The sequence below is a fragment of the Acuticoccus sediminis genome, assembly GCF_003258595.1.
Taxonomy (GTDB): Bacteria; Pseudomonadota; Alphaproteobacteria; order Rhizobiales; family Amorphaceae; genus Acuticoccus; species Acuticoccus sediminis.
This window is the reverse complement of record NZ_QHHQ01000001.1, coordinates 304,546-329,617: the sequence shown is the minus strand read 5'-3', so window position 1 is coordinate 329,617 and position 25,072 is coordinate 304,546. Positions and strand designations below refer to the sequence as shown.

The window sequence follows — 25,072 nt, the reverse complement described above, 5'->3', positions numbered from 1 at the left end:
ACCGTGGCGGGGGGCCGGGCGGATGACGTGCCCGGCCGGCTCGCGCTACTGGGTCGCCTGTTCGGCGGTCGCGAGGTCCTTCTTCATCTGGTTCAGGATCTCCTCGCCCCCGTCGCCGGTCATCTCGATGAAGGCGTCCTCGACGTCGCCGGCGGTCTCCATGAAGGGCTTGCGCTCGTCTTCGGAGAGGATGTTGATCTGCATCTCCGGCTTGGCTTCCTTGATCTTCTCGAGCGACTCGTCCTGAAGACCCTGCTGGTAGTCGAGGATGTAGTCGAAGGAGGCCTCGATGGCGGCGTCGATGGCCTTCTGGTCATCCTCGGAGAGGCCGTCGTAGAAGTCCTTGTTGGCCATCACCGCGGTGGTGAAGTTGTTGTGGCCGATGCAGGTGATGACGTCCGTCACCTCGTACATCTTCGTGGACTCGAGGAAGAAGCCCGGGTTCTCCTGGCCCTGGATGATGCCGGTCTGCAGCGCGCCGTAGACTTCGCCCCAGGGGAGCGGCGTCGGCGTCGCGCCGAAGGCCTTGTAGCTCTCGACCAGCAGCGGGTTGGTCATCACGCGGAACTTCACCTCGTTGAGGTCGTCCGGCGAGTGGACCGGGTCCTGCGTGGTCATGCAGACCTCGCCTTCCGGGAACATCGTCAGGAGCTGCAGGCCCTGCTCGGCGTAGAGCTTGGGGAACATCTCGTTGATGGCGACCGACGAGCGGAAGAACTCGTTCAGCGTGTCCTGGTCCTGCGGCAGGAGGTAGGGGACGAAGAAGACCTGCGCCTCGGGGATGAGCGCGCCCGTGAAGCCCGGCGACTGGTCGACGAAGTTCAGGATGCCGGACTGCGCCTGTTCCATGATGTCGTCGGATTCGCCGAGCGTGCCGAAGGGGAAGAGCTGCACCGTGTGATCGGTGTTCGCCTCGATCTCTTCCTTGAACTTCTGGGCGAACTTGCCCTGCACCTCCTCGAGCGCCTCCTCGAAGGCGTAGCGCCAGGTGGCGGCGTTGGCGGACTGGGCCACCAACATGATGGCGAGCACGCTCGCTCCGCCGATGGCTCGGCTGAACAGCTTGGTCATCGTCGTCATCCTTCTTTGAACTTCGCGGTTACGCACACGCGGACGGCGACACCGGCGTCGAGACGCGGGCCGCCGCAGGACGTGACAAATCCGTCACATCGAATTGGCGTGAGCGTTTAACACAGTCCAATTCATGTCAAATGCTTTATTGAACCATGACAATCGCGATAGTGCTGAAATCATTAGTACGCCAAGTGAGCCAATTCGGGCTCGCTGATTGCGAGGCGGGCGACGATCTGCAGTCCCCGCTCCAGGCTCTTGCTGTCCGACGGGCCGAGGCAGATGCGTACGCCGCGATGGCGGGTCGTCTCGTCGATTGCGAAGGCCGAGCCGCCGGCGACGGCGACGCCGTGGTGGCGGGCGAGGGCGACGAAGGCGTCCTCCTGCCAGGGCGCGCGCAGCGGCAGCCAGACGTGCAGCCCGTTCGGCGTCGTGCTGATGCCGTGGGGGCCGAGGATCTGCCGCGCGACGTGGTTGCGGGCGCCCATGGCCGCGCGCTGCCAGCGCACCAGCTCGCTCGCCGTGCCGTCGGCCAGCCAGCGCGAGGCGATCTCCGCCATCAGCGCGGTCGCCATCCAGCTCGTGACGAGGTGGCGCGTGCGGGCGCCGGTCGCCATCCGCTCCGGCGCCACCAGCCAGCCGATCCGCAGCCCCGGGAGGCAGCACTTGGTGAGGCCGGTCAGGTAGAAGGTCCGCTCCGGGGCGAATGAGGCGAGCGGTGGCGCGCGGTCCGCCTGCAGCGGGCCCCAGGCATCGCTCTCGATGATCGTTACGTCGAAGCGCCGGCAGACCGCGGCGATCGCCCGGCGCCGCTCCTCACCCATGCGAAGCGCGAGGGGGCCCAGCCCCTCCGGCATCAGGAACACCGCCTTCACCGGGCCGATCCGGCAGGCCCGCTCCAGCGCGTCCGGCCGAAGGCCCTCGCCGTCCACCGCGAGGCCCATGAGGCGCATGCCGAGGCTACCCGTCAGCGCCTTCAGCGTGTGGTGGCCCATCTCCTCGGTGACGACGAGGTCGCCGGGCGCGGCCGCCGCCATCAGCGCGACCGTCATCGCGCTGGTGTTGCCGTTGGTGGGGATGACGCGGTCGGGCTCGGCGTCGACCCCGCAGTGGGCGAGCCAGCGCACGGCGTGGCGGATGTGCGTCTGCAGCGTCGCCGTCGGGCGGAACGAGAAGGCGACGGGATCGGGCATGTCGCCGGCGATCTCGGTGAGGGTCGCGGCGAAGCGCCTGGCATGAGTCTTGCTCAGCGACGGGGACAGCATCGACAGGTCGATGACGTGCTCGGATCCGTCGATCCGGTGCCACGGGGTGCGCGGATCACCGCTCGCGGCGCGAACGAAGCTGCCGCGGCCGACTTCGCCCGACACCACGCCGAGGCGCGCGAGTTCCTCGTAGGCGCGGCTCACGGTCTGGACGCTGACGCCGAGTTCGTAGGCGAGCGTCCGGTGCGGCGGCAGCTTCGTGCCGGGCGACAGCTCCCCCGCCGAGACCGCGTCGATCACGGTCTGTGCCAGGGAGCGGTAGGCCGGGCGCTTGAGCGACCCGGGAGCAGGCGGCCAAATTGGCATGATTTAGTCTTGGATCGTCATGATCCATTTGACAACACTTCTCGCGCCGTACAACGCTCTCTCATGCCGGAGAAGCCGCCCGCGATCGCACTCGACGACCGCGACATCAAGATCCTCTCGATCCTGTCGACCGAAGGCCGGATCGCCAAAGCCGAGCTCGCGCGCCGCGTGAACCTGTCGGCCGCGCCGTGCTGGGAGCGGCTCAACCGGCTGGAGGCGGCCGGCGTGATCCGCCGCTACCGGGCGGAGATCGCGCTCGCCAGGATCGCCCCGTCCGTCACCGTCTTCGTCATGGTCGAGCTGGAGCACCACCGCGCCGAAAGCTTCCAGGTCTTCGAGCGCACCGTCGCCCGGCACGAGGAGATCGTCGGCTGCTGGGCGCTCGGCGGCGGGTTCGACTACCTGATGAGCGTCGTCACCGCCTCGATCGACAGCTACCAGCGGCTGATCGACCAGCTGCTGGAGTGCAACATCGGCCTCAAGCGCTACTTCACCTACATCGTCACCAAGGAAGTGAAAGCCGGATCCCCGCCGCTCGCGGCCCTGCTCACGGGCCGGCCAACGATCTGATGGCGCGCGGCGGAGAAGACAGAAGGATCGTCTGCGCGCCGTCCTGATTGCCGAAGAACCGTCGTTCACCCCGGGATTACATACGCCTCGCCACCCCAAACGAACGAGGCGATCATGATGACGACCGCCGCCGCCCTGAAAAGCGAGGCTCCTTCCCTCCCGCTCGCCGACCGCCGGCTCCTGCGCTCCTTCGCCTACATCAACGGTCGCTGGACCGCGGGCGAGACCGGCGAGGTCTTTGCCGTCGAGAACCCGGCCGACGCGTCCTGCGTCGCCGCCGTCGCGCGCCTCTCCGCCGCCGACTCGGCCACGGCCGTCGACGCCGCGCACGCCGCCTTCCCGGCCTGGGCCGCGATGCTGCCGCAGGATCGCTGCGCCGTCCTGCGCCGCTGGTTCGAGGCCATCGAGGACAACGCCGAGGACCTCGCCCGCATCATGACCGCGGAACAGGGCAAGCCGCTCTCCGAGGCGCGTGGCGAGATCGCCTACGGCGCCGCGTTCGTCGAGTTCTACGCCGAGGAGGCCAAGCGCCCGAACATCGAGAGCGTCACCTCGCACCTGCCCGACGCCGAGGTGGAGCTGTGGCGCGAGCCGGTCGGCGTCGCCGCCCTCGTCACGCCCTGGAACTTCCCGTCCGCGATGATCACCCGCAAGGCCGCCGCGGCGCTGGCGGCGGGTTGCACGATCGTCATCCACCCGTCCGCCGAGACGCCGCTGTCGGCGCTGGCCCTTGCCGAGCTCGCCGACCGGGTCGGCTTCCCGGCCGGCGTCGTCAACGTGGTGACCGGCGAGGCGCCCGAGATCGTCGAGCCCTGGCTGACCGACACCCGCGTCCGCGCGCTCTCCTTTACCGGCTCGACCGAGATCGGCCGGCTGCTCTACCGCCGCTCCGCCGACACCATCAAGCGGCTCGTGCTGGAGCTCGGCGGCCACGCCCCGTTCATCGTCTTCGCCGACGCCGACCTCGACCAGGCGGTCGAGGAGGCGATCAAGGCGAAGTTCGCGACCACCGGCCAGGACTGCCTCGGCGCCAACCGCTTCCTCGTCGAGCGGCCCGTGTACGACGCGTTCGTCGAGAAGTTCACCGCCGCCACCAGGGCGCTCACGCTGGGCCACGGCATGGACGACCCGGACCTCGGCCCGCTGATGAACGCCAAGGCCGTCGCCAAGCAGGAGGCGCACGTCGCCGACGCCGTGAAGCGCGGTGCGCGGCTGATGACCGGCGGCAGGGTCTCCCCGCTCGGCCCGCTCTTCTACGAGGCGACGGTGCTGGCGGACGTGCCCCTGGAAGCCGCGGTCTTCCACGAGGAGACTTTCGGCCCCGTCGCCGCCATCGCCCCGTTCGACAGCGAGGACGAGGCGGTCCGGATCGCCAACAACACTGAGTTCGGCCTGGTCGGATACGTCCACACCCAGGACCCGCGCCGGATCTACCGCGTCAGCCGCGCGTTGTCGTTCGGGATGGTCGCGGTGAACCGGACGAAGGTGACGGGGGCGCCGATCCCTTTCGGGGGCATGAAGCAGTCCGGCCTCGGCCGCGAAGGCGCCCGCTTCGGCCTCGAAGCCTTCACCGATATCAAGTACGTCTGCCGCGACTGGGCCTGAACCGGCGCGAGAAAGGAGACCACCATGCTCACCAATGACCAGCTCGCCGCCTGGGACCGCGAAGCGTTCTTCCACCCCTCGACCCACCTCGCGCAGCACGCCCGCGGCGAGACGATGAGCCGGATCATGACCGGCGGCGAGGGCATCTACGTGGAGGACCGCGACGGCAACCGCCTGATCGACGCCTTCGCGGGCCTCTACTGCGTCAACGTCGGCTACGGCCGCAAGCAGATCGCCGACGCGATCGCCGAGCAGGCCGGCAAGCTCGCCTACTACCACGCATACGTCGGCCACGGGACCGAGGCGTCGATCACGCTCGCCCACATGATCATGGAGCGGGCGCCGGCGCACATGTCGAAGGTCTACTTCGGCCTCTCCGGCTCGGACGCCAACGAGACCAACGTCAAGCTCGTCTGGTACTACAACAACGTCCGCGGGATGCCGGAGAAGCGCAAGATCATCTCGCGCTGGCGCGGCTACCACGGGTCGGGCCTCATCACCGGTTCGCTGACGGGCCTCGCCACGTTCCACAACAAGTTCGGCCTGCCGCTGCCGCAGGTCGTCCACACCGAGGCGCCCTACTTCTACCGCCGCAAGGACCTCGGCATGAGCGAGGCGGAGTTCGTCGCCTACTGCGCGGCTGAGCTCGAGGAGCTGATCAAGCGCGAGGGGCCGGACACCATCGCCGCCTTCATCGGCGAGCCGGCGCTCGGCACCGGCGGTCTCGTCCCGCCGCCGGCCGGCTACTGGGCGGCCATCCAGGAGGTGCTCGGCAAGTACGACATCCTCCTGATCGCCGACGAGGTGGTGACCGGGTTCGGCCGGCTCGGCTCGATGTTCGGGTCCGACCACTACGGCATCAAGCCGGACATCATCACGATCGCCAAGGGGCTCACCTCGGCCTACGCGCCGCTGTCGGGCTCCATCGTATCGGACAAGGTGTGGAAGGTGCTGGAGGAGGGGACGGACCAGTTCGGCCCGATCGGCCACGGCTGGACCTACTCCGCGCACCCGATCTGCGCCGCCGCGGGCGTGGCGAACCTCCAGCTCATCGACGAGATGGGCCTCGTGCAGAACGCCGGCACCGTCGGTGCGGCCTTCAAGCAGGCGCTGATCGACCGCCTCGGCAACCACCCGCACGTCGGCGACATCCGCGGCGAGGGTCTCCTGTGCGCGGTGGAGTTCGTCGAGGACCGCGACAGCCGGCGCTACTACGACCCGGCCCGCAAGGTCGGCGCGCAGGTCGCCGCCGCGCTCCTCTCCGAGGGGGTGATCGCCCGCGCCATGCCGGAAGCGGACGTCATCGGCTTCGCCCCGCCGCTCTGCCTGACGCTGCCCGAGGCCGGCATCATCGCCGACCGCATGGCGAAGGCCGTCAAGACCGTCCTCGGCGAATAATCCCGCGCCGGGCGGGGACGGCGTCCGCCCCGCCGGCCCGGACGGACCAACATCGCGAGCCGGCCCGCTCCTTCGGGGGCGGGCCGTCTTCGCGTCGTGGCCGCGCCCGCCGGGCTGGGGCCGCTGGTGTCCCAAACGCACGGTCGCGCGCCCCTGCAGCGCGGCAAGCGCATCGCGGCGGGGCACCCGGATCCCCGGTCACGCGCCGGTTCGCCTGCCTCGGCGCTCTCCGTAAAGCCAATGAAAATCAGTATGTTGGTGGCCCCGTTCCGACCGCGCCTGCGCGCGATGGGACGGGCCGGCCCGGCCGTGAAGGCGCGCCGGGCGCAGCTCTGGTGCCCGCTCGCCCGGGTACAGCGGCACGGTGCGCCCACCCAGCTTCGCCATCGAACAATCCATGGCGGAGACACCGGATGGGACAGCGCCTCGCCCTCGACGACATCGCCTCGCTCGACGCGGCCACCGACCTGCGGCGTCCCGGTGCGGCGCGGACCTTCATGTTCGCCCTGGCTTCGGGCGCGCTGGCCGGCAACCTCTACTACAACCAGCCGCTCGTCTCGCTGATCGGCGCCGACATCGGCCTCAGCCCGGCGGCGGAGAGCTCGCTCGTCACCGTCGCCCAGCTCGGCTACGCGGTCGGCCTCCTCTTCCTCGTGCCGCTCGGCGACCTCCTCGAGAACCGAAAGGTCATCCTCGCGACGATGGCGCTCAACGTCGTCGCGCTCATCGGCATGGCCGTCTCGACCAACGCCACCACCGCCTTCGCGGCGATGCTCCTCGTCGGCCTCACCTCATGCGCGGCGCAGATGATCATCCCGCTCGCCGCCTCCCTCGCCCACGCCGACGTGCGCGGCGAGGTTGTCGGCAACGTCATGACCGGGCTTCTCGGCGGCATCCTGCTGGCCCGGCCGATCGCGAGCTTCCTCGCCGAGTTCGCGGGCTGGCACGCCCCGTTCGTGTTCTCCGCCGGGCTCATCGCGGTCCTCACGGGCCTCGGCCTGCTGACCTTCCCGGAGCGGCGACCGCAGGACCCGCCGCGCTACGGCGCGCTGATCGCCTCGCTCGGCCGCCTCTTCCTCCATGAGCAGGTGCTGCGTCGCCGGGCGCTCTATCACGCCGCGTTGTTCGGCGGCTTCTCGCTCTTCTGGACCGCGGCGCCCATCGTCCTGATGCGCCAGCCCTTCGGCCTCAGCCCCGGCGAGGTCGCGATCTTCGCGCTCGCGGGCGTCCTCGGCGTCGTCGGCGCGCCGATCTCCGGCCGGATCGCCGATCGCGGCCTGATCCGGGCCGGCACGGCCGGCGCCATGGCGCTGGTCGCGCTCTCGTTCGTCCTGGCGGGCGTCGCCGCGTCGAGCCTCATCGCGCTGACCGCCGCGGCGATCCTCATCGACCTCGGCGTGCAGCTCAATCTGGTGATCGGACAGCGGGAGATCTTCCGCCTCGACGCCTCGATCCGGAACCGCCTCAATGCGGTCTACATGACGACCTTCTTCGTCGGCGGCGCCATCGGCTCGGCGGTGGCGAGCCCGGTGCTGGAGCTCTTCGGCTGGCCCGGCATCTGCGTCATCGGGGCGGCCATGCCGGCGGCGACGCTCGCCTACCTGGCGACGGAGCGGCGATAAAGTCGCACCAATGTGGGGTCCGCACGCCGATTGCGGTGCTTATCCCAATTATAACTTGCGCCATTCATTTATGTAGCCTGTGGTACGGCACGTTGACGCGGTGCGGCACGTGTCGACCGGGGCCGGCCGAGCGGAGCCCGGTTCCCCGGGTCGCACCCCGCCCGGTCCGGCCCGAGGGATACGATGCTCCGACGCTTCCGACGCCGCTCCCCCCGCAGCGACGCCATGAGCCGCGCGCCCGCCGAGCCGCCGATCCCCGCAGGAGCCGTCCTCGCCCTCGCCGGTCTCGCGGCGGGTGTGCTGATCGCCGGGCCCGCGCTCGCCAGCGAGAGCTTCCTGTCCCCGCTGGGCGAGATCGCGGCGCGGCAGCGCCACCACTTCACGATCGCGACGCTCATCATCCTGCTGCCCATCCTGCCGGTGCTCGTGCTGACGCCCGTCATCATGTGGCGCTACCGCCGGCGGCAGTCCTCGGGACGGGTCTACTCCCCGGACTGGGAGTTCAACCGCTGGCTGGAAATGGCGATGTGGGGCGTGCCGATCCTCGTCGTCATCGCCCTCGCCTGGGCGCTGATCGTGGCGACGCAGCGCCTCAATCCCTACGACCCCGTCGGCCCCGACCCGCTGAGGATCGACGTCATCGGCCTCGATTGGAAATGGCTCTTCGTCTACCCCGACGAAGAGGTGGCGAGCGTCGGCGAATTCGTCGTCCCCGCCGGGCGGCCGATCGCGCTGCGCATCACCACCGACACGGTGATGCAGAGCTTCTTCATCCCCGCCCTCGCCGGGCAGATCTACGCCATGCCGGGCATGCGCACCGAGCTCAACCTCATCGCCGACGAGCCGGGCGAGACGCGCGGCCAGAACTCGCAGTACAGCGGTGACGGCTTCCCGCACCAGCGCTTCACCGTGCGCGCCCTCCCGCAGGAGGGCTTCGATGCCTGGGTGGAGGCGGCCAAGACCGCCGGCACCCCGCTCGGCGAGGCGACCTACACGACGCTCTCCAGGCCCAGCATCCTCACAGACCTGCGCACCGACCTCGGCCTGTCCGGCGCGGGGCCGATTCATTTCGCCCTCGAAATCGGCGATCTCTTCGACTGCGTGATGGCCCGTTACCACCGCGGGACTCCCGTGACGCCGGACATCCAGCCCGGAAGCCCCGCCTTCCGCGCGGGTGAGCCCGGCGCTTCCGCCCCGCAGGCGGAGCACTGCATCCCCCATCCCGGCACGCACGCCAGCCACCACGCGGGTAAGCATGATGGATAGCCCAATCTTCGGCCGGTTGACGTTCGACGACATCGCCCCGCTCGCCGTCTTCCGCAACTTCAGCCTCAACGAGCTGGTAGCCTCCGGCGCCGGCTGGCTGGAGGTGTTCGCCGCGGTCGGCGTCGTCGCCGCGCTCACCTATTTCCGCCTCTGGGGCCCGCTCTGGCGCGAGTGGCTGACCAGCCAGGACCACAAGAAGATCGGCATCATGTACATGGTGCTCGGCTTCGTCATGATGGCCCGCGGCGTCGCCGAGGGCGTCATCATGCGCGGCCATCTTGCCACCGCGCTGGACGGGGGCATCCTCGCGCCGGAGCACTTCGCCGAGCTCTTCTCGACCCACGGCACCATCATGATCTTCTTCGTGGCGATGCCGTTCATCACCGGGTTCATGAACTTCCTGATCCCGCTGCAGATCGGCTCGCGCGACATGGCCTTCCCGCTGATGAACCAGATCAGCCTCGGGATGACGGCCGCCGGGGCGATGCTCCTCCTCGTGTCCCTTGTCGTCGGCCAGTTCGAGACCGGCGGATGGGCGGCCTATCCGCCCTTCACCGGTGCCGCCTTCCAGCCGGGCGTCGGGCCGGACTACTGGATCTGGGCGATCGTCGTATCGGGCTTCGGCTCGATGCTGTCGGGGATCAACTTCGCCGTCACGATCTACAAGATGCGGGCGCCCGGCATGACCTACATGCGCATGCCCGTCTTCTGCTGGACGGCGCTCTGCACCGCCATCCTCCTCGCCTTCGCCATGCCGCCGCTGACCGTCGCCGCCCTGATGCAGGCGCTCGACCGGTACCTCGACTTCCACTTCTTCACGAACGACCTCGGCGGCAACATGATGAACTACGCCAACCTCTTCTGGATGTTCGGCCATCCCGAGGTCTACATCCTCATCTTGCCCGCATACGGCATCTATTCGGAGCTGACGGCCACCTATTCGGCCAAGACCCTCTACGGCTACACCTCGCTGGTGCTCGCCACGATGTGCATCGCGGTGATGTCCTTCACGGTGTGGGTCCACCACTTCTTCACGATGGGCAACAGCGCCACCGTCAACGTCGCCTTCGGCATCGCCACGATGCTGATCGCGATCCCGACAGGCGTGAAGATGTACGTCTGGCTGGCCACCCTCTACCGCGGCCGCATCCGCATGACGGTGCCGATGATCTACCTCGGCGGCTTCATGGTCCTCTTCGTCCTCGGCGGCCTCTCGGGGATCATCCTGGCCAACCCGACGATCAACTATCAGGTCCACAACACGCAGTTCATCGTCGCGCACTTCCACAACGTGATCCTGCCGGGCGTCGTCTTCGCGACCCTCGCCGGGATCCACATGTGGTTCCCCAAGGCCTTCGGCTACCGGCTGGAAGAGGGGCCGGCCAGGCTGAGCGCGATCCTCTGGATCGTCGGCTTCTCGGCGACCTTCCTGCCGCTCTACGTCGTCGGCCTGCTCGGCTATCCGCGCCGCTCCGCGAGCTACACCGACCCGGTGTTCGAGCCGTACATGATCTTCACCGCACTCGGCTCGCTGCTCATCCTCGCCGCCTTCGCCACCTTCGCCTGGGTCTTCTGGGTGTCGTGGAGGAACCGCGCGGCGCTCGCCGTCCCGCTCGGCGATCCCTGGGACGGCCGCACGCTCGAATGGGCGACGCCCGCCCCGGTCCCGGAATACAACTTCGCCGTCATCCCGGTCATCGGGACGCGCGAGCCCTTCGCGGTCGAGAAGGCGTCCGGGCGCCCCTACGTGCGGCCCGACGAGTACGAGGACATCCGCCTCCCGGCCCCGTCCGGCGTCGGCTTCGTCCTTTGCGTCTGCGCCGGCGTCTTCGGCTTCGCGATGACGTGGTGGATCTGGTGGCTCGCGGCGATCTCGCTCGTCGCCATTCCCACCGTCCTCGTCGTCCGGAGCTTCTTCCCCGACCGGATGGTCACCATCCCCGCCGACGAGGTCCGCCGCGACACCGAGGCGTGGCTGCGCGCCATCGACGCCGCCAGCGGCGTCGACCGGGGCGAGGAGCTGACGTCCGCCAACCGCGGCTTCGCGCGCACCGACCTCAAGGAAGCCGCATGACCGACGCCGCGACCAACCTCCACCCGGGCCTCAACCTCGGCCCCTCGCACGGCGAGGCGCACGAGGAGGCCGAGGTCGTCACGTTCGGCTTCTGGGTCTTCCTGATGAGCGACCTCGTCACCTTCGGCCTCTTCTTCGCGACCTTCGCGACGATGTGGGGCTCGACGGCGGGCGGCCCGGGACCGGACGAGATCGTCAACCTCGGCAGCATCGCCGGGCAGACGACGCTGCTTCTCGCGAGCACGTTGACGTTCGGCTTCGCCAGCATCGCGATGAAGTACCACGACGCGCCCGGCCGCATCGCCATGTGGCTCGGCGTGACGGCCCTGCTCGGCGCCGGCTTCGTCGCGCTCGAGGTCAAGGACTTCATCCACATGGCGGAGATCGGCGCGGTACCGCAGCGCTCCGGCTACCTCTCCGCCTTCTGGTCCCTCGTCGGGCTCCACGGCCTCCACGTCTCGATGGGAATCGTCTTCGTCGGCGTGATGGTGCTGCAGATCTATCTGCTCGGCATGACGAGCCGGGTGAAGTCGCGGCTCCTGCGCCTCGCCCTCTACTGGCACTTCCTCGACATCGTCTGGGTCGGGATCATGTCCGGCGTCTTTCTCGCGGGGGCCCTATGAGCGACGATTTCCTCAGCCGGGAGGAGGCGGCGGCCGCCGCCGCCAACGGAGAGCGCGGCCGCGATACCCGGGCCTATCTCACCGGCTTCGCCCTTGCGGTCCTGCTGACCGTGCCGCCGTTCGTCCTCGCCTGGACCGGGGTGCTCCCGCGCGGGACGACGCTCTGGGTGATCGCCGTCGCGGCACTGGTGCAGATCGTCGTCCACCTGCGCTATTTCCTCCACGTCGACCTGTCGCGCCAGAAGCGGGAGGACCTGCAGCTCATCCTCTTCACCGTCCTCCTCCTGGCCCTGATGGGCGGCGGAACGATCTGGATCCTCAGCGACCTCGCCTACCGCATGCACTGACCGTCAGGATCCGGGACGACGGTGCAGCTCGGCGAGGCCGCAGCCTCCGGCGGGCTCGGGTCCCACCAACGATCAGTCCCGCCTGATCGCCGGAGCCGCCGTCGCGCTTGCCCCCTGGCAGCAGGCGGGCTCCCCTGCAAGGGCAAGCGGCTTCGCCGGCCTTCGGCCCCTTGCAGCGGAGCCCGCCTGCCGCCTTTCAGGGGGCGCGACGGCGGCTCCGACGATCAGGCTCCCGCCCCGGATTGCGTGCGCGCCGAGAAGGGGAGCGCGCTGGATTGAGGTGTGGCTTGTCGCACCGGCCGGGTCCGGCCCGGGGGGCGGCGGCTCCGCCTTCCCGCGTTCTGCGACCGCCGGGAGAGGTGTTCGGCACGCCGGGCAGGCGGTGAGGGGCCGAGAGGCGGGCACGGGACTTACCGACCGTTGTGCTGTGGGGGCGGTTTTGGCTACCACAGCGGGATGGGCGGCCCGGTGGCGGCCCGCGCGTCGGCCAGCCCGTGGCCGTGCGCCCAGACCCCGCGCGCCGCGAGCGCGCCCCAGACCGCGAGTAGTGAGCGCCCGATGGCCGATACCCCGAGTTCCGACGAGCGGATCCCCGTCACCATCCTCACCGGCTTCCTCGGCGCCGGGAAGACGACGCTCCTGCGCCGCATCCTCGGCAACGCCGGCGGCGTGCGCTACGCCGTCCTCATCAACGACTTCGGCGCCCTCAACATCGACGCCGAACTGGTGGTGGAGCGCACCGCCGACCGCGTCTCGCTCGAGAACGGCTGCGTCTGCTGTTCCATCCGCGACGATCTCGTCGAGGCGATCGGCGAGCTCCTCGCCGGCGACGGCGCGCCCGACCGGCTCATCATCGAGGCGAGCGGCGTCTCCCGCCCCCTCGCCATCGCCGATGCCCTGGAGACCGACACGCTCGCCCCGCGCGTCGTCCTCGACGGGATCTTCTGCCTCGTCGACACCGACGGCTTCACCGACCTCGACTTCGCCTCCACCGAACTCGCCCTCGACCAGGTCGCGGGCTCGGACATCGTCATCCTCAACAAGGTCGACCTCGTCGACGCGGCGCGGATCGCCACCATCGAGGAGACCCTTCGCGGTGCCATGCCGCGCGTGCGCACCGTCCACGCCAGCCACGCGGACGTCCCGCCGGGTGTGCTGTTCGGCCCGCGTGAGCCGGCGGAACGCGAGGCGACACACGATCACGCCGGCCACGAACATCCCGGACATGGCCATGATCACCACGACCACGACCACCACGACCACACCGCGGAATTCGCCACCTGGCAGTGGCGGACCGACAGGCCGGTCGACATGCGCAAGTTCCGGCGCGCTATCAACCAGCTCCCGGCCGGGCTCCTGCGTGCCAAGGGCGTCCTGCGCACGGACGGGGACAGCCGCCGCCTCGTCTTCCACCTCGTCGGCAAGCGCCGCGAGATGGCATTCGAGGAGCACGAGGCGCCCGCCGTCAGCACCCTCGTCGCCATCGGCCGGCACGAGTCCATCGACCCCGCCGCCCTGAGCGCCATCTTCGAGGACTGCCTCGCCAGCGAAACCGCCGCGTAGGCGGCACCTCCGGCCCGGCCGCCGGCCTGTTCCGCCGAGCCTCGCCTTCCGGCACGGGGACGTCGCCTCGCCGGGTCCGGTTCCGGCCTGATCGCAGAGGGCGATACCGGGATTTCATTTCCAGCGCCGGGACGGGTTCGATCTTCGATACCAACGGGCGACGCCGCCCCGGCTTCGGTGCGATGATCCGTCGCTCCGGCGGGAGCGCCCTCGCGCACCTCGATGCGATTGTGGCGCATGGCACCGATCCCGGCGCGCCCCGGCCGGACAGGGCGGTTCCGGGCCGGAATTAACCGCGTCGGCGCGGCCTTGCGCGATGGCGTTGCGCGCGTCCGCGCCTCGGGATAATCAGCGACATGCACCATAACGCAGAAACACGGTGCCTAGGGGGTTGCCGGGCCACGTCTTTCCGATGATCCGTGACGAGGACGCGAACACCTCAGGATCGGGACGCTTCGCTGCCGCGACATAATCATTCAGTCGGATGGTAATTCCCGAATCGAAAAGACGACCTACTTGGACCGGCGAATGTCGCATCGAAGCACGGAAGGTCACAGTATGCCGACACGGCGGACGGTGGTTGCAGGATCGATCTCGCTCCTGGGCATGTTCCCTTTGAGGGTCTCGGCACAAGACGGCAGCCACGACCTCAAGCTGGGTGAGCCGCAGACCTTTCGGTTCGAGACCCTGATCCAGCGTGCTCGCGAAGCCGCCCAACGGCCCTACGAGCCGCCGCACATCATCGCCGGCGACGTGCTCGAGCGCATCGACTACGATGCCCACTGGAAGATCCGCTATCGCGACGACGCGACGTTCAGCCCCCCGGGCACGAACGCCGAGGTCCAGCTCTTCCACCAGGGCCGCTACTTCAAGGAGCCGGTGCACCTCTTCGTCGTCGACGGCGTCGAGGCCCGCGAGATCCTCTACAGCAAGACCTACTTCGACATGCCGGACGACAGCCCGGCGCAGGAGCTCCCCAGCAACATCGGCTTCGCCGGCTTCCGCGTCATGCGCCCCGGCCTGAAGCCCGACTGGGTGTCCTTCCTCGGCGCGTCCTACTTCCGCACCGACGGACCGTTCGGCCAGTACGGCCTCTCCGCGCGTGGCCTCGCCATCGACACCGGCCTGTCCCGGCCCGAAGAGTTCCCCCGGTTCAGCCACTTCTACCTCGCCGCGCCGCAGGAGGAGGGGGACGACCTGACCGTCTACGCCCTGCTCGACAGCCGCTCAATCACCGGCGCCTACCGTTTCGGCCTGCGCCGCGACGCACCTGACGGCGGCCACACCACCAGCGTCTCGGCTCACCTCTTCTTCCGCCGTGCGGTGGAGCGGCTCGGCATCGCGCCGCTGACGAGCATGTACTGGTACTCCGAGCGCGACGAGCGCTTCGGCACCGACTGGCGCCCGGAGATCCACGACAGCGATGGCCTCGCCCTCGCGACCGGTTCGGGCGAGCGGCTGTGGCGCCCGCTGAACAACCCGTTGATCCCACGCACCTCCTCGTTCGCGGACAACAACCCGCGCGGCTTCGGCCTCGTGCAGCGCGACCGCGAGTTCCTGCACTACCAGGACGACGGCGTCTTCTACGACCGCCGCCCGACGGTGTGGGTCGAGCCGATCGGCGACTGGGGCGAGGGAGCGGTCCAGCTCGTCGAGCTGCCGGCGGACGACGAGACGAAGGACAACATCGTCGCCTACTGGGCGCCCGCCAACCACGGCGGCGAGGGCGCCGAGATGACCTTCGACTACCGCCTCCACTGGGTCGACCAGGATCCGGAAGCGGTGGTGGCGCGGGTGATCTCGACGCGCCAGGGTCTCGCCGGGGCGCCCGGGCAGCCCGTCATCCCGAACGCCGACAAGATGGTGATCGACTTCGAGGGCGGCGAGTTCGACGGCCTCGGGCGCGGCGACGTGGAGGCGGTCGTCTCCATCGCGCGCGGCAAGATCGTCTCCGAGGCGGAGGCGTGGCCCGTCGTCGGGACCCCGTACTGGCGCCTCTCCTTCGGCTTCGAGCTGGAGGGCAACGAACCGGCCGAGGTCCGCGCCTTCATGCGCAAGGACGGCAAGGCGCTCAGCGAAACCTGGATCGGCCAGATCCTGCCCAGCCGGATGATCACCAAGGCGACGAAGTGACCGTCGCGCCCCACCTGCACGCCGAGCGCCCGGCGGAGGTCGTTCCGCTGGACGGCAGCGCCGGTCCGATGTGGGTGCACGTCTACCGCCCGTCGGAGACGCATGTGGGGTGCGCCGTCATCGCTCACGGCCGCAACGGCGCGGCCGGGGCACCGCACATGACGCCGATGATCGGCGCGGCGCTGAAGCGCGGCTTCACCGTCGTCGCGCCGGATCTCTGCTGCTCCGCCCACAATGCCAGCGCCGGCGACGCCGGGGACTTCACCATGGCGGCCCATCACGCCGACCTCTGCCGCGTGGTCGACTTCGTCGCGGCGGAGGAGCCGGGCGAGCCCGGCCAGGCACGCGTCCTCGTGGGCCATTCCATGGGCGCCTACGCGGCCGTGCGCATCGCCGCCGAGGGGCATCGGTGGGAGCCGACCGGCGTCGTCGCCGTCTCGCCAGTGATCTCCGGTGCGGCGCTGATCGCGGCGCGCAAGGCGCAGGGCGGCGACGCCCTCGCCGCCCTCTCGCGCGAGCTGCCCGGGGCGCTCGACGAGTGGCGCACCCACGACGTCATCCCCGGCGCCGGCAACGTGCGCATTCCGGCCGCCGTGGTCGTCGGGGCCGACGATACGGTGACGCCGCCGGCCGACGCGGCGAAGCTCGCCAACGCGCTGCCCCGCTGCGTCTGGCGCGACGTGCTGCCGGGCGAGCACCACTGCCCCGTCGGCCCGGACTACATGCGCAGCATGGGGACAGCCTTCGACCGGCTGCTCGCGGCCGCCTGATGGGCGCGCTCGACGACTGGCTCGCCGCACAGGAGACCGCCTCCGCCGGGGCGATGGCCGCGGCGATCTCCGCAACGGGGCTGACGCATCGCCGGCCCGGCTTCGGCCAGTCGGTCGTCCCGGCGGCCGGCTCCGTCCTCGCCTCGCCCGAGGATGCCCACTGGGACCCGGAGCCGGACTACTTCTACCATTGGACGCGCGACGCGGGTGTGGTGATGACGGCCGCCGCGCTGGTGCGGGACGCGGACCCGACCGCCTGGGACCGCCGCTTCGCCGACTACGCCGCCTTCAGCCTCCGGACCGCGACGCGCCCATGGACGGGGCCGAACCCGCTGCGGCCGACGACCGACGCGGCGCACGTGAGGTTCCTGCGCGCCGACGCCGACCTCGCGCTCTCCGGCGACCGGCTGCTGGGCGAGCCCCGCGTGAACGCCGACGGCACGCCGGACTTCGAGGACTGGAGCCGCCCGCAGTTCGACGGGCCGCCGCTCCGCGTGCTCTCCTGCCTCGCCTGGCCTGGCGTTCCGCCGGCGGAGGCGCACGTCCTCCTCGGCCTCGATCTCGCGCACGTCCTCGCCCACGCGGCCGAGCCGGCGATCGGCCCGTGGGAGGATCCGCCCCCCGCCCGCCACGCCTTCACCCTGCTCGCCCAGCGTGCCGCCCTGCGGGCGGGCCGCGACCGGCTGGACACCGGTGCGGCCGACGCGGCCATCGCCCGGATCGACGCCGCGCTCTCCGACCTTTGGGACGGGGAGGCGGGACACATGCGGGCCTCGTCCATCGCGCCGCGGGGGGAGAGCGACGCCAACATCGTCCTCGGCGCCCTGCTGGAGGCGGACGACGCGGCCCCGTTCGGCGTCTGCGACCCGTGGATGATCGCGACCGCCGATCACGTCGAAGCCTGGTCGCGCATGCGCTTCCCGATCGCCACCGAGACCGCGCCGCTCGTCGGCCGGTGGCCGCGCGACGTCTACTTCGGCGGGCACCCGTGGCTGCCGACGAGCTTCGGCTTCGCGGAGTTCTACTACCGCCGCGCCGCCGCTTCGGCGCTGCCGCAGGCGGAGCGCGACCGCTGCCGGGCCCGCGGCGACCTCATCCTGGACGCCGTCCGCGCCGCGTTCCCGGAGCCGGGCGCGCTGCCGGAGCAGTTGGACGGGACGACCGGCGCCCCGGCCTCCTGCCGCAACCTCACCTGGAGCCACGCCGCGCTGATCGCCGCCGCCCACGCCCGCCGCGCAGCGGGCTGAAGCGGGCACAGCGTTCCCCTGCCGGCGCTCACGCAATCGGGGCGGGAGCCTGATCGTTGGTGGGTCCCGAGCCTGCCGGAGGCCGAGGCGGCGCCCGCAGGCGCAGGGGGCCCGGATGAGTGCTAGGCGACCGGGAGCCGCGGGCTGTGGAAGCCGAGGCGGACCAGACCGGTCTGCACCTCCGGGGCTGACATGAAGAGGTCCCAGATCAGCCGGCTGCGATAGTTCTCCAGCATGACGACGATCGGGGCCTGGTCGATGGCGAGCGTTCCGGGCGCGATCCAGTCGCCGCCCGGCTCGAAGGCGTCGACGAGACCGTAGGGGCCCCACAGGCGGTCGCCGAGGTCGTCGACGAAATGGCGCAGTGCCGCCGTCGATTCCGCCGGGACGTAGGGCATCGAGGCGACGGCGGCGGTGGGCGTGATGACGCCGATGTCGTTTGTGGGCGAGTGGGCCGAGTAGCCGATGGTGCTGTCGCTCGCCGTGAGACCCCAGCAGTTGGGGCCATAGCCCTCGAAGCCGCCGGGGTTGGCGATGCAGTGCGCGCGGTTCACCAGGGCGTGCGCGCGCACCTGCTCGCCATAGTCGGCGTACTCGTCCGTCAGGTCGTTCGGGTCGAGACCCAGAAACGAATACTGGGCCATGAAGAGGGGGCCGCCCAGCTCCGGCCCGAGCGGCAGGCGGACACCGTAGTAGCTGTGCCCGTTGCGGAACTGCTCCGCGCGCGCCCAGGAGTCGTGGTAGATCGCCGGGTCGATCGGGTGGGTGGGCGATCCCGCCGCGAGCACGAACGTGATCAGGCATTCGTTCCAGCCGCGGATCGGCAGGCTCTTCGGGGTCCACGGGTGGTGGTCGCTGCGGTGCCACATCAGGCCGTGGTCGGTCTCCCTGACATGCGCCGCCCAGTCCGCCGCACGGTAGAGCCGGTTCACCGGGTCGACGATGTCGTCACGGTCGGGGAAGGCCTGGCGTGCGGTGAGGAGGCCCGCCATCAGGAACGCGGTCTCGACGAGGTCGCCCCCGTCGTCGGTGGGGGTGAAGGGGACGGTGGCGCCCGTCGCCCCGTCCATGAAGTGCGGGAAGATCCCGTGGTGCGCCTCGGCGCCCTCCAGGAAGGCGGCGATGCGGGCGATGCGGTCCGCCACGGCGTCACGCGGCAGCCACTCCCGCGCGGCGCCGACGATCAGCGCCATGATGCCGAAGCCGGTGCCGCCGGTGGTGACGATCGCGCTCGTGTCGTAGCCGAAGCTGCCGGCGCTCCGCTCGCGCGCCATGCCGCTCGCCGGGTGGGCGAAGTCCCAGAAATAGCCGAGCGCGGCGCGGGCGGTGGCGTCGCGCAGCGCGTCGTCGGAGAGGCCCTTTTCGGGGCGGCCGGGGTTAAGCTCGCTCACGTCCGGCTCACGCGTCCCAGTGGATCGGGATGCCCTGCAGGTCGCGCGAGTTGCGGCCGACGCGCAGGACGAAGACGCCCGGGTCCCAGACCCATTCGACGTCGAGCAGCGACTCGCCCATGGCGTAGGCGAGATCCCGCCGGGTGACGTGGAAGACCACCTCCCGGCTCATCCCCGGCTGCAGGGTGATCTTCTCGAAGCCCCGCAGCTCGATCATCGGCCGGGTGATCCGCGCGATCGGGTCGGAGATGTAGAGCTGCACGACCTCGGTGCCGGTCCGCTCACCCTCGTTGGTGACGGTCACGCGCAGCACGGCCACCGCGTCCGGCCCCTTGAGGCGTGCCTCATCGACGGTGGGCTTGCTGTAGGAGAAGCGGGTGTAGGAGAGGCCGAAGCCGAAGGGGAAGAGGCCGGTCGCCGCCGGGATCGTGTCCGGCAGGTCGAGATAGCCGGTCTTGAACTTCTCGAACCGGCCGGGATAGGGCCGCCCCGTGGATTCGGCCTGGTAGTGGACCGGGACCTGCCCGGTGCGGGCGGGGAAGGAGGCGGCGAGCCGGCCGGACGGGTCCGCCTCTCCGGTCAGGATGTCGGCGACGCCGTGCCCCGCCTCGGTTCCGGTGAACCACACGAAGAGCACCGCGTCGGCGAGCTTCATCTCCTGTTCGAGCGCCAACGGCCGTCCGGCCTTCACCACCAGGACGAGCGGTGTGCCGGTGGCGGCCAGGGCCTCGATGAGGACGCGCTGGGGATGCGGCAGGGTGATGTCGGTCAACGACGAGCACTCGCCCGACGCCTCCCGCGCCTCGCCGACCACGGCCACGGTGACATGCGCCGCCCGGGCGGCAGCGACCGCCTCGTCGATCATCATGGTGGCGCTGCGGGTGTCGAGGAAGACGGTCTGGCCGTGCACGTTGAGGCGGTCGGCGAGGATCGGGTCCTCGACGATGTCCGACCCCTTCACACAGGTGATCGGCCCGTCGTGCGCGGCGTGCAGCCCTTCCAGCAGGGTCACCGCCTGGCGGTGGTCGCCGGAAACGGACCAGGTGCCGAGGAGGTTGGTCCGGTCGTCGGCCGCGGCGCCGACCATCGCGATGCGCGAGCCCGGCTCCAGCGGCAGCACGCCGTCGTTCTTGAGGAGGACGGAGCTCTCGGTGATGGACGTGCGCGCCAGCCGGCGATGGGCCGGGGCGAGCGTCGCCTTGGCGGCACGATCGTCGTCGCAGTAGCGGAACGGATCGTCGAAGAGGCCGATGCGCTTCTTCAGCAGGAGGACGCGCCCGCACGCCTCGTCGACGGCCGAACAGATCTCCGCGGCGGAGATCTCGATCCCGCTTTCGGGTCGCGACAGGCCCTCTTTGGCCAGTCTGGGGAGGTGGTTGAGGTAGTCCTCGCCCATCATGTCCATGTCGATGCCGGCGATCAGGGCGAGCCCCGACACCGTCTCGCGGTCGCCGAGGCCGTGGGCGGAGAGCTCCATGATGCCGGTATAGTCGGCCACCATGAGCCCCTCGAAGCCGGCCTTGCCGCGCAGCCAGCCGCGGATCATCTCGCGATGCGCATGCATGGGGCGCTTGTTGAGCGCATTGAACGAACCCATCACCGAGCCCGCGCCCGCCGCGATGCCGGCGCGGAACGGCTCGGCGTAGACGCCGATGGTGTCCTCGGGGGAGAGGCTGGCGTTGTCGTAGTCGCGCCCGCCGACGGCGGCGCCGTAGGCGATGAAGTGCTTCAGGCAGGAGACGACCGTGTCGAGCGCGGTCGGGTCGTCGCCCTCGAAGCCCTTCACCATCGCCTCGGCGTAGCGGGAGGCGAGGTAGGGGTCCTCGCCGGGGCTTTCGGCGATGCGGCCCCAGCGCGGGTCGCGCGCGATGTCGATCATCGGCGCGTAGACGTGGTTGATGCCTTCTGCCGAGGCCTCGATGGCGGCGACGCGTGCGACGTCGTGCCAGAGCTGCGGGTTGAACGCGCAGCCGAGCGCGATGGGCAGCGGGAAGATCGTCCGGTGGCCGTGGATCACGTCCTCGGCGAAGAAGAGGGGGATCCCGTGGGCGGAGCCGGCCAGGGCGATCTCCTGCCAGGCGCGGACGGACCGGACCGACTTCGTGCCGAAGAGGCCGCCGAGCTGACCGGCTTCGAGGCGGCCCTGAACGTTGCGGACGGCGGGGCTTCCGGTCTCCGGACCCTCGCCGGCGCTCAGGAGGTTGAGCTGGCCGATCTTCTCGGCCAGCGTCATCCGCTGCAGCAGCGCAGCGACAAAGTCATGGTCGGACATGGGTTGGTTCGCTAAGCCCTATTCGGCTGCGATCTGATCGACCGCTGGTGCCGCGTGACCTAGTGCGTGAATGTCCGCGATGCCATCCTCGATGTAGAGAATCTTGTCGTAGTAGGCCTTGCCGCCGGGGGCCACGGGCGGCTCCGGGGTGTGCATGATCGAGATGACGATGGCCTTCGGCAGGTTCTCCGCCAGCAGCCGGTGGAACTCCAGGGTGGCGAGCGGATCGAGCGCCGCACAGGCCTCGTCGAGCAGCAGCACGTCGGGCTTCTGCAGGATGATCCGTGCCAGGACGAGCCGCTGGCGCTGGCCGCCGGAAAAGACGTTGTTCCAGGGCTTGCCGTGGTGCAGGTCGTCGTCGAGGTTGGCGATGAACTTGCCGAGGCCGACTTCCGCCAGCGCTGCCGCGACCTGGATGTCGCTGAAGCGCGAGGGGAAGTCGGGGTAGGTGACGAGCTCCTTCAGCGTCAGGCGGGTCGGCAGGTCCGGGTCCTGGCCGGCGAAGAACATCTTCGCGCCGGTCGGCAGGACGATGTCGCCCGTGCCGTAGGGCCACAGGCCGGCGATCGCCTTCATCAGGCTCGATTTGCCGCACCCGTTCTGGCCACGGACGTAGGCCCAGTGACCGGGACGGATGTTGATCTGCGGCACGGTCAGGAACGGCGCGCTGTCCTTGCCGCGGTGGTGCAGGGCGACGTTCTTCAGCGTCAGGCCGAAGTGGGGGTCCTGCGACAGGTGGCGGAACTTGTGGACGCCGGTCTGGCTGTAGAATTCGGTCTGGTCGGACGCGACCTCGATGGCCTCGGCGACCTCCGAGAGGCGGACGGCGTTGGCCTTCAGGGTGGCGATTGCGGGCATGACCTGGATGAACCAGGAGCAGTCCTCGATCAGCTCCGCGGCCAGCTCGGACGTCGCCGAGTAGGCGCGGAAGGTCAGCGCGCCGGAGAGGTAGCCCGGCAGCGCTGGCAGGTACGAGACCAGCCGCTTCGACAGGAAGTTGTAGCTGTTGGTGAACATCATGAACCCGGCCTGGGTGATGTTCATCCGGTGCCAGACCTCGTCGATGCCGCGGTACAGCTTGCCGTTGGTCTGCTCCTGGACGCGCTGGCCGCCCGAGATCGCGAGCTGGCCGGAGCGGCCCAGCATCTCGTTCAGCTCGCCGCGCCACGTGCCGTCGCGGGCCTGCCGCTCCAGCGTCTGGCGCTCCAGGACGCGGCCGAGGAGCCAGGCGCAGAAGGTGCCCAGCGGGACGTAGAGGGCGATGACGACCGCGACCAGCAGGGCCGAGCCGTACTCGCCGGGCGAGAAGGTCAGCGCGGCGCCGACGGTCGCGCCGAACGCGTCGGTGGCGGCGGCGCCGGCCGCGGCGAACCAGCGCTCCAGGAACGGCACCTCGACCGAGCGGGAGATGATCGCCGAGGAGACGAAGTAGATCGACGTGACCGAGCCCCAGACGCCCATGGCGAGGCCGATGATGCCGCCGAACATGTTGTTCGTGCACTCGTCGACGCGCTGGTCGACGTTGTCAGGCATGCGGCCGACCGCGCCCGGCGCCGCGTCGCGGTTCGACATCAGGTTCATCGCGATGTGGTTGCGGCCGAGCATCGCGGAGGAGAACTGCGCCTGGGTCCAGCCGCGCGCCTTGCGGTGCAGCGATGCCGAGACGAAGTGGCGGAAGCCGATGGCGCCGTAGCGGGCGAGGTAGATGCCGCCGAAGGCGGCGACCGCCATCATCAGCACGGCGACCGGGTCCGTCCCCTCGGTCGGGGTGTGGAACGAGACGATGGAGTTGAGGAAGTCGGCGCTCGCCGTGGCAGCCCAGACGCTGGACTTGGAGATCAGCGTAGTGATGGCGAAGACGGCGATCGTCAGCGACCAGGCCTCGGCCCAGCGCTCGGACGTCCAGTAGGCGGACAGAAGGCCCCAGAACCCGCGCATGCCGGAGACCGGAGTCTTGCCGGGACGGCGCAGCGGCTGCCGCAGCTTCGGATGAGCCCGGCCGAAGGCGTATAGGAGCGGCAGGACCGAAAGGCCGACGCCCCACGTGATCGCCATGGCCGTGCCGGCCCAGGTGGAGAGATACGAGAGGCCGGAGAACATCGCGCCGGGGGCATCGACGAGGAGGAGGTGGAGTACGACCGCCATAATCGCCGCCGTCCCGGCCGCAGCCAGGACGCTTTGCCCTTCGGTTAATCGTGACGCCCAGATCGACGGACGAAACTTCATCGTCATCCAGCCCCGTTTAAACTGCGCACACATAGGGCCGCGCGGTGTGACCCAGCCTCTCCCCAGCCTCTGCCGAGCCTATCTTTCCGGCGCCTCAAGGTTGCCCTTATCACGCCTAGAATGCGACAGCCTTGCCACTTAGGAAAGCTTTGCCAGATATAGTCCCGGAGTTTTTGGGGAACTGTGTTTGAAATCACACGAGTTTCTCAATGCCCCGTTCATCACGCCACGCCGTTGGTTGATGCCCGATTAATGCCGGCAAGCCACTGATTCTTCTGGAACAACTTCCCGTGATCGAAGGCTGCGCCGGCGGCGCGCCCGGGTCACATTTGCGGCAATGGCGCGATTCCGTCGTGCTTTTAGGCAGTTCCCGGTGGTTCCGACCCGGTCGCGAGGGCCGCTACACACGGTTGTACCGACCGTGTGGGGAGCGGAGACGACCTCGAAATGAGGCGATCCGGCCATACTTCGCGAGTGCGCTGTCGCCGGGACGACACACCTCCTCCTGCCGGTCGCGCACGGCTCGGCGCTACCGTCTCGGGAGCCCGCTCGGGACGATCCGGGCGGATCTGCAACCCTCCTTCCGGTTCCTCGCATCCGCATCGTTGGTGCCGCAGGAGGGCGTGCCGGCATGGCCACCTCCCGCCCTGTTTCGTCAGAAAACGCCGCCGCGGTGCCCTTCATGGCGCCCGGCGTTGCCGCCCTGCCGGGCGGGCCGTGCTTGCGGCGAGGGCAAAAAGCTCCGGCGGGATCAAAGTATTGATCGGATGATAGGGCCACGGCGGACCGCCGGGCCATTCCCGGATGGGTCGGAACATCCGGCCGCTCGCGGCGGTCCCGCGGGCATCGGTGGGCCGGAACCGGCCGGTCCCGGTGCAGGTCGGCGGGTTCGGGCGAGGCGAACGTGTGGTTGCCGGCGGGAGGCGCGCCGCCCCTTCGCAGTCCGGTCCGCCGCCGCGTCGGAACGCCCTGGGCGCCGCCGTTCGCGGCACGAATGCATTCACTGTCGCGTGGCGCGGCAAGAATATTGCCCGATTGTTACCGTAATTTTGCCGTGACGAAGGCTGCGGAGCAACATTCGGTCAGGCCAGGGCTGTTACAGGCACTCGGTGGCCTAAATGCAGTATGGCAGAATTTACAGATCAAGAATAAGTGATTGTGGATAGAATTTGAGCGTATCCTGTATGTAGGGCGCAGGGTGTGAACTTAAAGTATATTTCTAGATCGGCGCAACATGCCGCGCCAACTCGACATTGTTTTTGCGTTCAGTGTGCGCGGAGGTGAAACATCTTGCCGCCATCGTCCCGGCGGCGGCGCGCCCCT

General features: G+C 69.7%; 17 protein-coding genes. 12 read left to right on the top strand and 5 right to left on the bottom strand.

What is annotated here, in order from left to right:
* Positions 1 to 45: 45 nt before the first annotated feature.
* Both DLJ53_RS01325 and ehuR read right to left on the bottom strand, forming a co-directional pair.
* Complete coding sequence (locus tag DLJ53_RS01325) at positions 46 to 1,071, bottom strand: TRAP transporter substrate-binding protein (protein ID WP_111343945.1); 1,026 nt, start codon at positions 1,069 to 1,071, stop codon at positions 46 to 48.
* Positions 1,072 to 1,253: 182 nt separating this feature from the next.
* A complete protein-coding gene (gene ehuR / locus DLJ53_RS01320) occupies positions 1,254 to 2,642 on the bottom strand; it encodes a MocR-like ectoine utilization transcription factor EhuR (protein ID WP_202912949.1) in 1,389 nt (462 codons plus the stop codon).
* Between the two features lie 63 nt (positions 2,643 to 2,705).
* Here ehuR and DLJ53_RS01315 point away from each other — a divergent pair, with 63 nt between their 5' ends.
* The 12 genes from DLJ53_RS01315 (at position 2,706) to DLJ53_RS01260 (ending at position 17,860) form a co-directional block, all read left to right on the top strand.
* Positions 2,706 to 3,212, top strand: coding sequence for an Lrp/AsnC family transcriptional regulator (locus DLJ53_RS01315; RefSeq protein ID WP_111341660.1), 507 nt, complete (start codon positions 2,706 to 2,708; stop codon positions 3,210 to 3,212).
* 117 nt (positions 3,213 to 3,329) lie between these two features.
* Entirely contained in the window at positions 3,330 to 4,817 is a 1,488-nt protein-coding gene (locus DLJ53_RS01310) for an NAD-dependent succinate-semialdehyde dehydrogenase (protein ID WP_211100554.1), read from the top strand.
* Positions 4,818 to 4,841: 24 nt separating this feature from the next.
* Positions 4,842 to 6,215 carry an aspartate aminotransferase family protein gene (locus tag DLJ53_RS01305; RefSeq protein ID WP_111341656.1) on the top strand — a complete coding sequence of 458 codons (1,374 nt, stop codon included), beginning with the start codon at positions 4,842 to 4,844 and terminating at the stop codon, positions 6,213 to 6,215.
* A 413-nt stretch (positions 6,216 to 6,628) separates the two neighbouring features.
* A complete protein-coding gene (locus DLJ53_RS01300) occupies positions 6,629 to 7,837 on the top strand; it encodes an MFS transporter (RefSeq protein ID WP_111341654.1) in 1,209 nt (402 codons plus the stop codon).
* Positions 7,838 to 8,020: 183 nt separating this feature from the next.
* A complete protein-coding gene (locus tag DLJ53_RS01295) occupies positions 8,021 to 9,103 on the top strand; it encodes a cytochrome c oxidase subunit II (RefSeq protein ID WP_211100531.1) in 1,083 nt (360 codons plus the stop codon).
* On the top strand, positions 9,093 to 11,177 hold the full coding sequence (locus DLJ53_RS01290; protein ID WP_211100530.1) for a cbb3-type cytochrome c oxidase subunit I: 2,085 nt from the start codon (positions 9,093 to 9,095) through the stop codon (positions 11,175 to 11,177). The genes DLJ53_RS01295 and DLJ53_RS01290 overlap by 11 nt, the downstream gene beginning before the upstream one ends.
* Entirely contained in the window at positions 11,174 to 11,800 is a 627-nt protein-coding gene (locus DLJ53_RS01285) for a cytochrome c oxidase subunit 3 (RefSeq protein ID WP_111341652.1), read from the top strand. Before DLJ53_RS01290 ends, DLJ53_RS01285 begins: the two co-directional genes overlap by 4 nt.
* A complete protein-coding gene (cyoD, locus tag DLJ53_RS01280; protein ID WP_111341650.1) occupies positions 11,797 to 12,147 on the top strand; it encodes a cytochrome o ubiquinol oxidase subunit IV in 351 nt (116 codons plus the stop codon). The genes DLJ53_RS01285 and cyoD overlap by 4 nt, the downstream gene beginning before the upstream one ends.
* Before the next feature lie 558 nt (positions 12,148 to 12,705).
* On the top strand, positions 12,706 to 13,710 hold the full coding sequence (locus DLJ53_RS01275) for a CobW family GTP-binding protein (RefSeq protein ID WP_162408757.1): 1,005 nt from the start codon (positions 12,706 to 12,708) through the stop codon (positions 13,708 to 13,710).
* 558 nt (positions 13,711 to 14,268) lie between these two features.
* Positions 14,269 to 15,843, top strand: coding sequence for an OpgD/OpgG family glucan biosynthesis protein (locus DLJ53_RS01270; protein ID WP_111341646.1), 1,575 nt, complete (start codon positions 14,269 to 14,271; stop codon positions 15,841 to 15,843).
* Entirely contained in the window at positions 15,840 to 16,613 is a 774-nt protein-coding gene (locus tag DLJ53_RS01265; protein WP_111341645.1) for an alpha/beta hydrolase, read from the top strand. Before DLJ53_RS01270 ends, DLJ53_RS01265 begins: the two co-directional genes overlap by 4 nt.
* The gene (locus tag DLJ53_RS01260) at positions 16,613 to 17,860 is read left to right on the top strand and encodes a glycoside hydrolase family 15 protein (protein ID WP_111341643.1); all 1,248 of its coding nucleotides are present in this window, start codon (positions 16,613 to 16,615) and stop codon (positions 17,858 to 17,860) included. The genes DLJ53_RS01265 and DLJ53_RS01260 overlap by 1 nt, the downstream gene beginning before the upstream one ends.
* Before the next feature lie 122 nt (positions 17,861 to 17,982).
* Here the strand turns inward: DLJ53_RS01260 and DLJ53_RS01255 are convergent, their stop codons facing one another.
* From DLJ53_RS01255 to DLJ53_RS01245, 3 genes are read right to left on the bottom strand one after another with little or no spacing between them, the layout of a single operon-like run.
* Complete coding sequence (locus DLJ53_RS01255; RefSeq protein ID WP_202912948.1) at positions 17,983 to 19,251, bottom strand: glucoamylase family protein; 1,269 nt, start codon at positions 19,249 to 19,251, stop codon at positions 17,983 to 17,985.
* 7 nt (positions 19,252 to 19,258) lie between these two features.
* Positions 19,259 to 21,523: a beta-glucosidase BglX gene (bglX, locus tag DLJ53_RS01250; protein WP_111341642.1), complete on the bottom strand. Its 2,265-nt coding sequence runs from the start codon at positions 21,521 to 21,523 to the stop codon at positions 19,259 to 19,261.
* Between the two features lie 18 nt (positions 21,524 to 21,541).
* On the bottom strand, positions 21,542 to 23,668 hold the full coding sequence (locus DLJ53_RS01245; protein ID WP_162408755.1) for an ATP-binding cassette domain-containing protein: 2,127 nt from the start codon (positions 23,666 to 23,668) through the stop codon (positions 21,542 to 21,544).
* Positions 23,669 to 25,072: the final 1,404 nt, after the last annotated feature.

What these genes read in the sequence shown, in the direction of transcription:
- DLJ53_RS01275 (WP_162408757.1), top strand. Translation starts at nt 12,706, where the DNA reads ATGGCCGATACCCCGAGTTCCGACGAGCGGATCCCCGTCACCATCCTC.
- ehuR (WP_202912949.1), bottom strand. Translation starts at nt 2,642, where the DNA reads ATGCCAATTTGGCCGCCTGCTCCCGGGTCGCTCAAGCGCCCGGCCTAC.
- DLJ53_RS01310 (WP_211100554.1), top strand. Translation starts at nt 3,330, where the DNA reads ATGACGACCGCCGCCGCCCTGAAAAGCGAGGCTCCTTCCCTCCCGCTC.
- DLJ53_RS01295 (WP_211100531.1), top strand. Translation starts at nt 8,021, where the DNA reads ATGCTCCGACGCTTCCGACGCCGCTCCCCCCGCAGCGACGCCATGAGC.
- DLJ53_RS01245 (WP_162408755.1), bottom strand. Translation starts at nt 23,668, where the DNA reads ATGGCGGTCGTACTCCACCTCCTCCTCGTCGATGCCCCCGGCGCGATG.
- DLJ53_RS01305 (WP_111341656.1), top strand. Translation starts at nt 4,842, where the DNA reads ATGCTCACCAATGACCAGCTCGCCGCCTGGGACCGCGAAGCGTTCTTC.
- DLJ53_RS01270 (WP_111341646.1), top strand. Translation starts at nt 14,269, where the DNA reads ATGCCGACACGGCGGACGGTGGTTGCAGGATCGATCTCGCTCCTGGGC.
- cyoD (WP_111341650.1), top strand. Translation starts at nt 11,797, where the DNA reads ATGAGCGACGATTTCCTCAGCCGGGAGGAGGCGGCGGCCGCCGCCGCC.
- bglX (WP_111341642.1), bottom strand. Translation starts at nt 21,523, where the DNA reads ATGTCCGACCATGACTTTGTCGCTGCGCTGCTGCAGCGGATGACGCTG.
- DLJ53_RS01300 (WP_111341654.1), top strand. Translation starts at nt 6,629, where the DNA reads ATGGGACAGCGCCTCGCCCTCGACGACATCGCCTCGCTCGACGCGGCC.
- DLJ53_RS01260 (WP_111341643.1), top strand. Translation starts at nt 16,613, where the DNA reads ATGGGCGCGCTCGACGACTGGCTCGCCGCACAGGAGACCGCCTCCGCC.
- DLJ53_RS01290 (WP_211100530.1), top strand. Translation starts at nt 9,093, where the DNA reads ATGATGGATAGCCCAATCTTCGGCCGGTTGACGTTCGACGACATCGCC.
- DLJ53_RS01325 (WP_111343945.1), bottom strand. Translation starts at nt 1,071, where the DNA reads ATGACCAAGCTGTTCAGCCGAGCCATCGGCGGAGCGAGCGTGCTCGCC.
- DLJ53_RS01285 (WP_111341652.1), top strand. Translation starts at nt 11,174, where the DNA reads ATGACCGACGCCGCGACCAACCTCCACCCGGGCCTCAACCTCGGCCCC.
- DLJ53_RS01315 (WP_111341660.1), top strand. Translation starts at nt 2,706, where the DNA reads ATGCCGGAGAAGCCGCCCGCGATCGCACTCGACGACCGCGACATCAAG.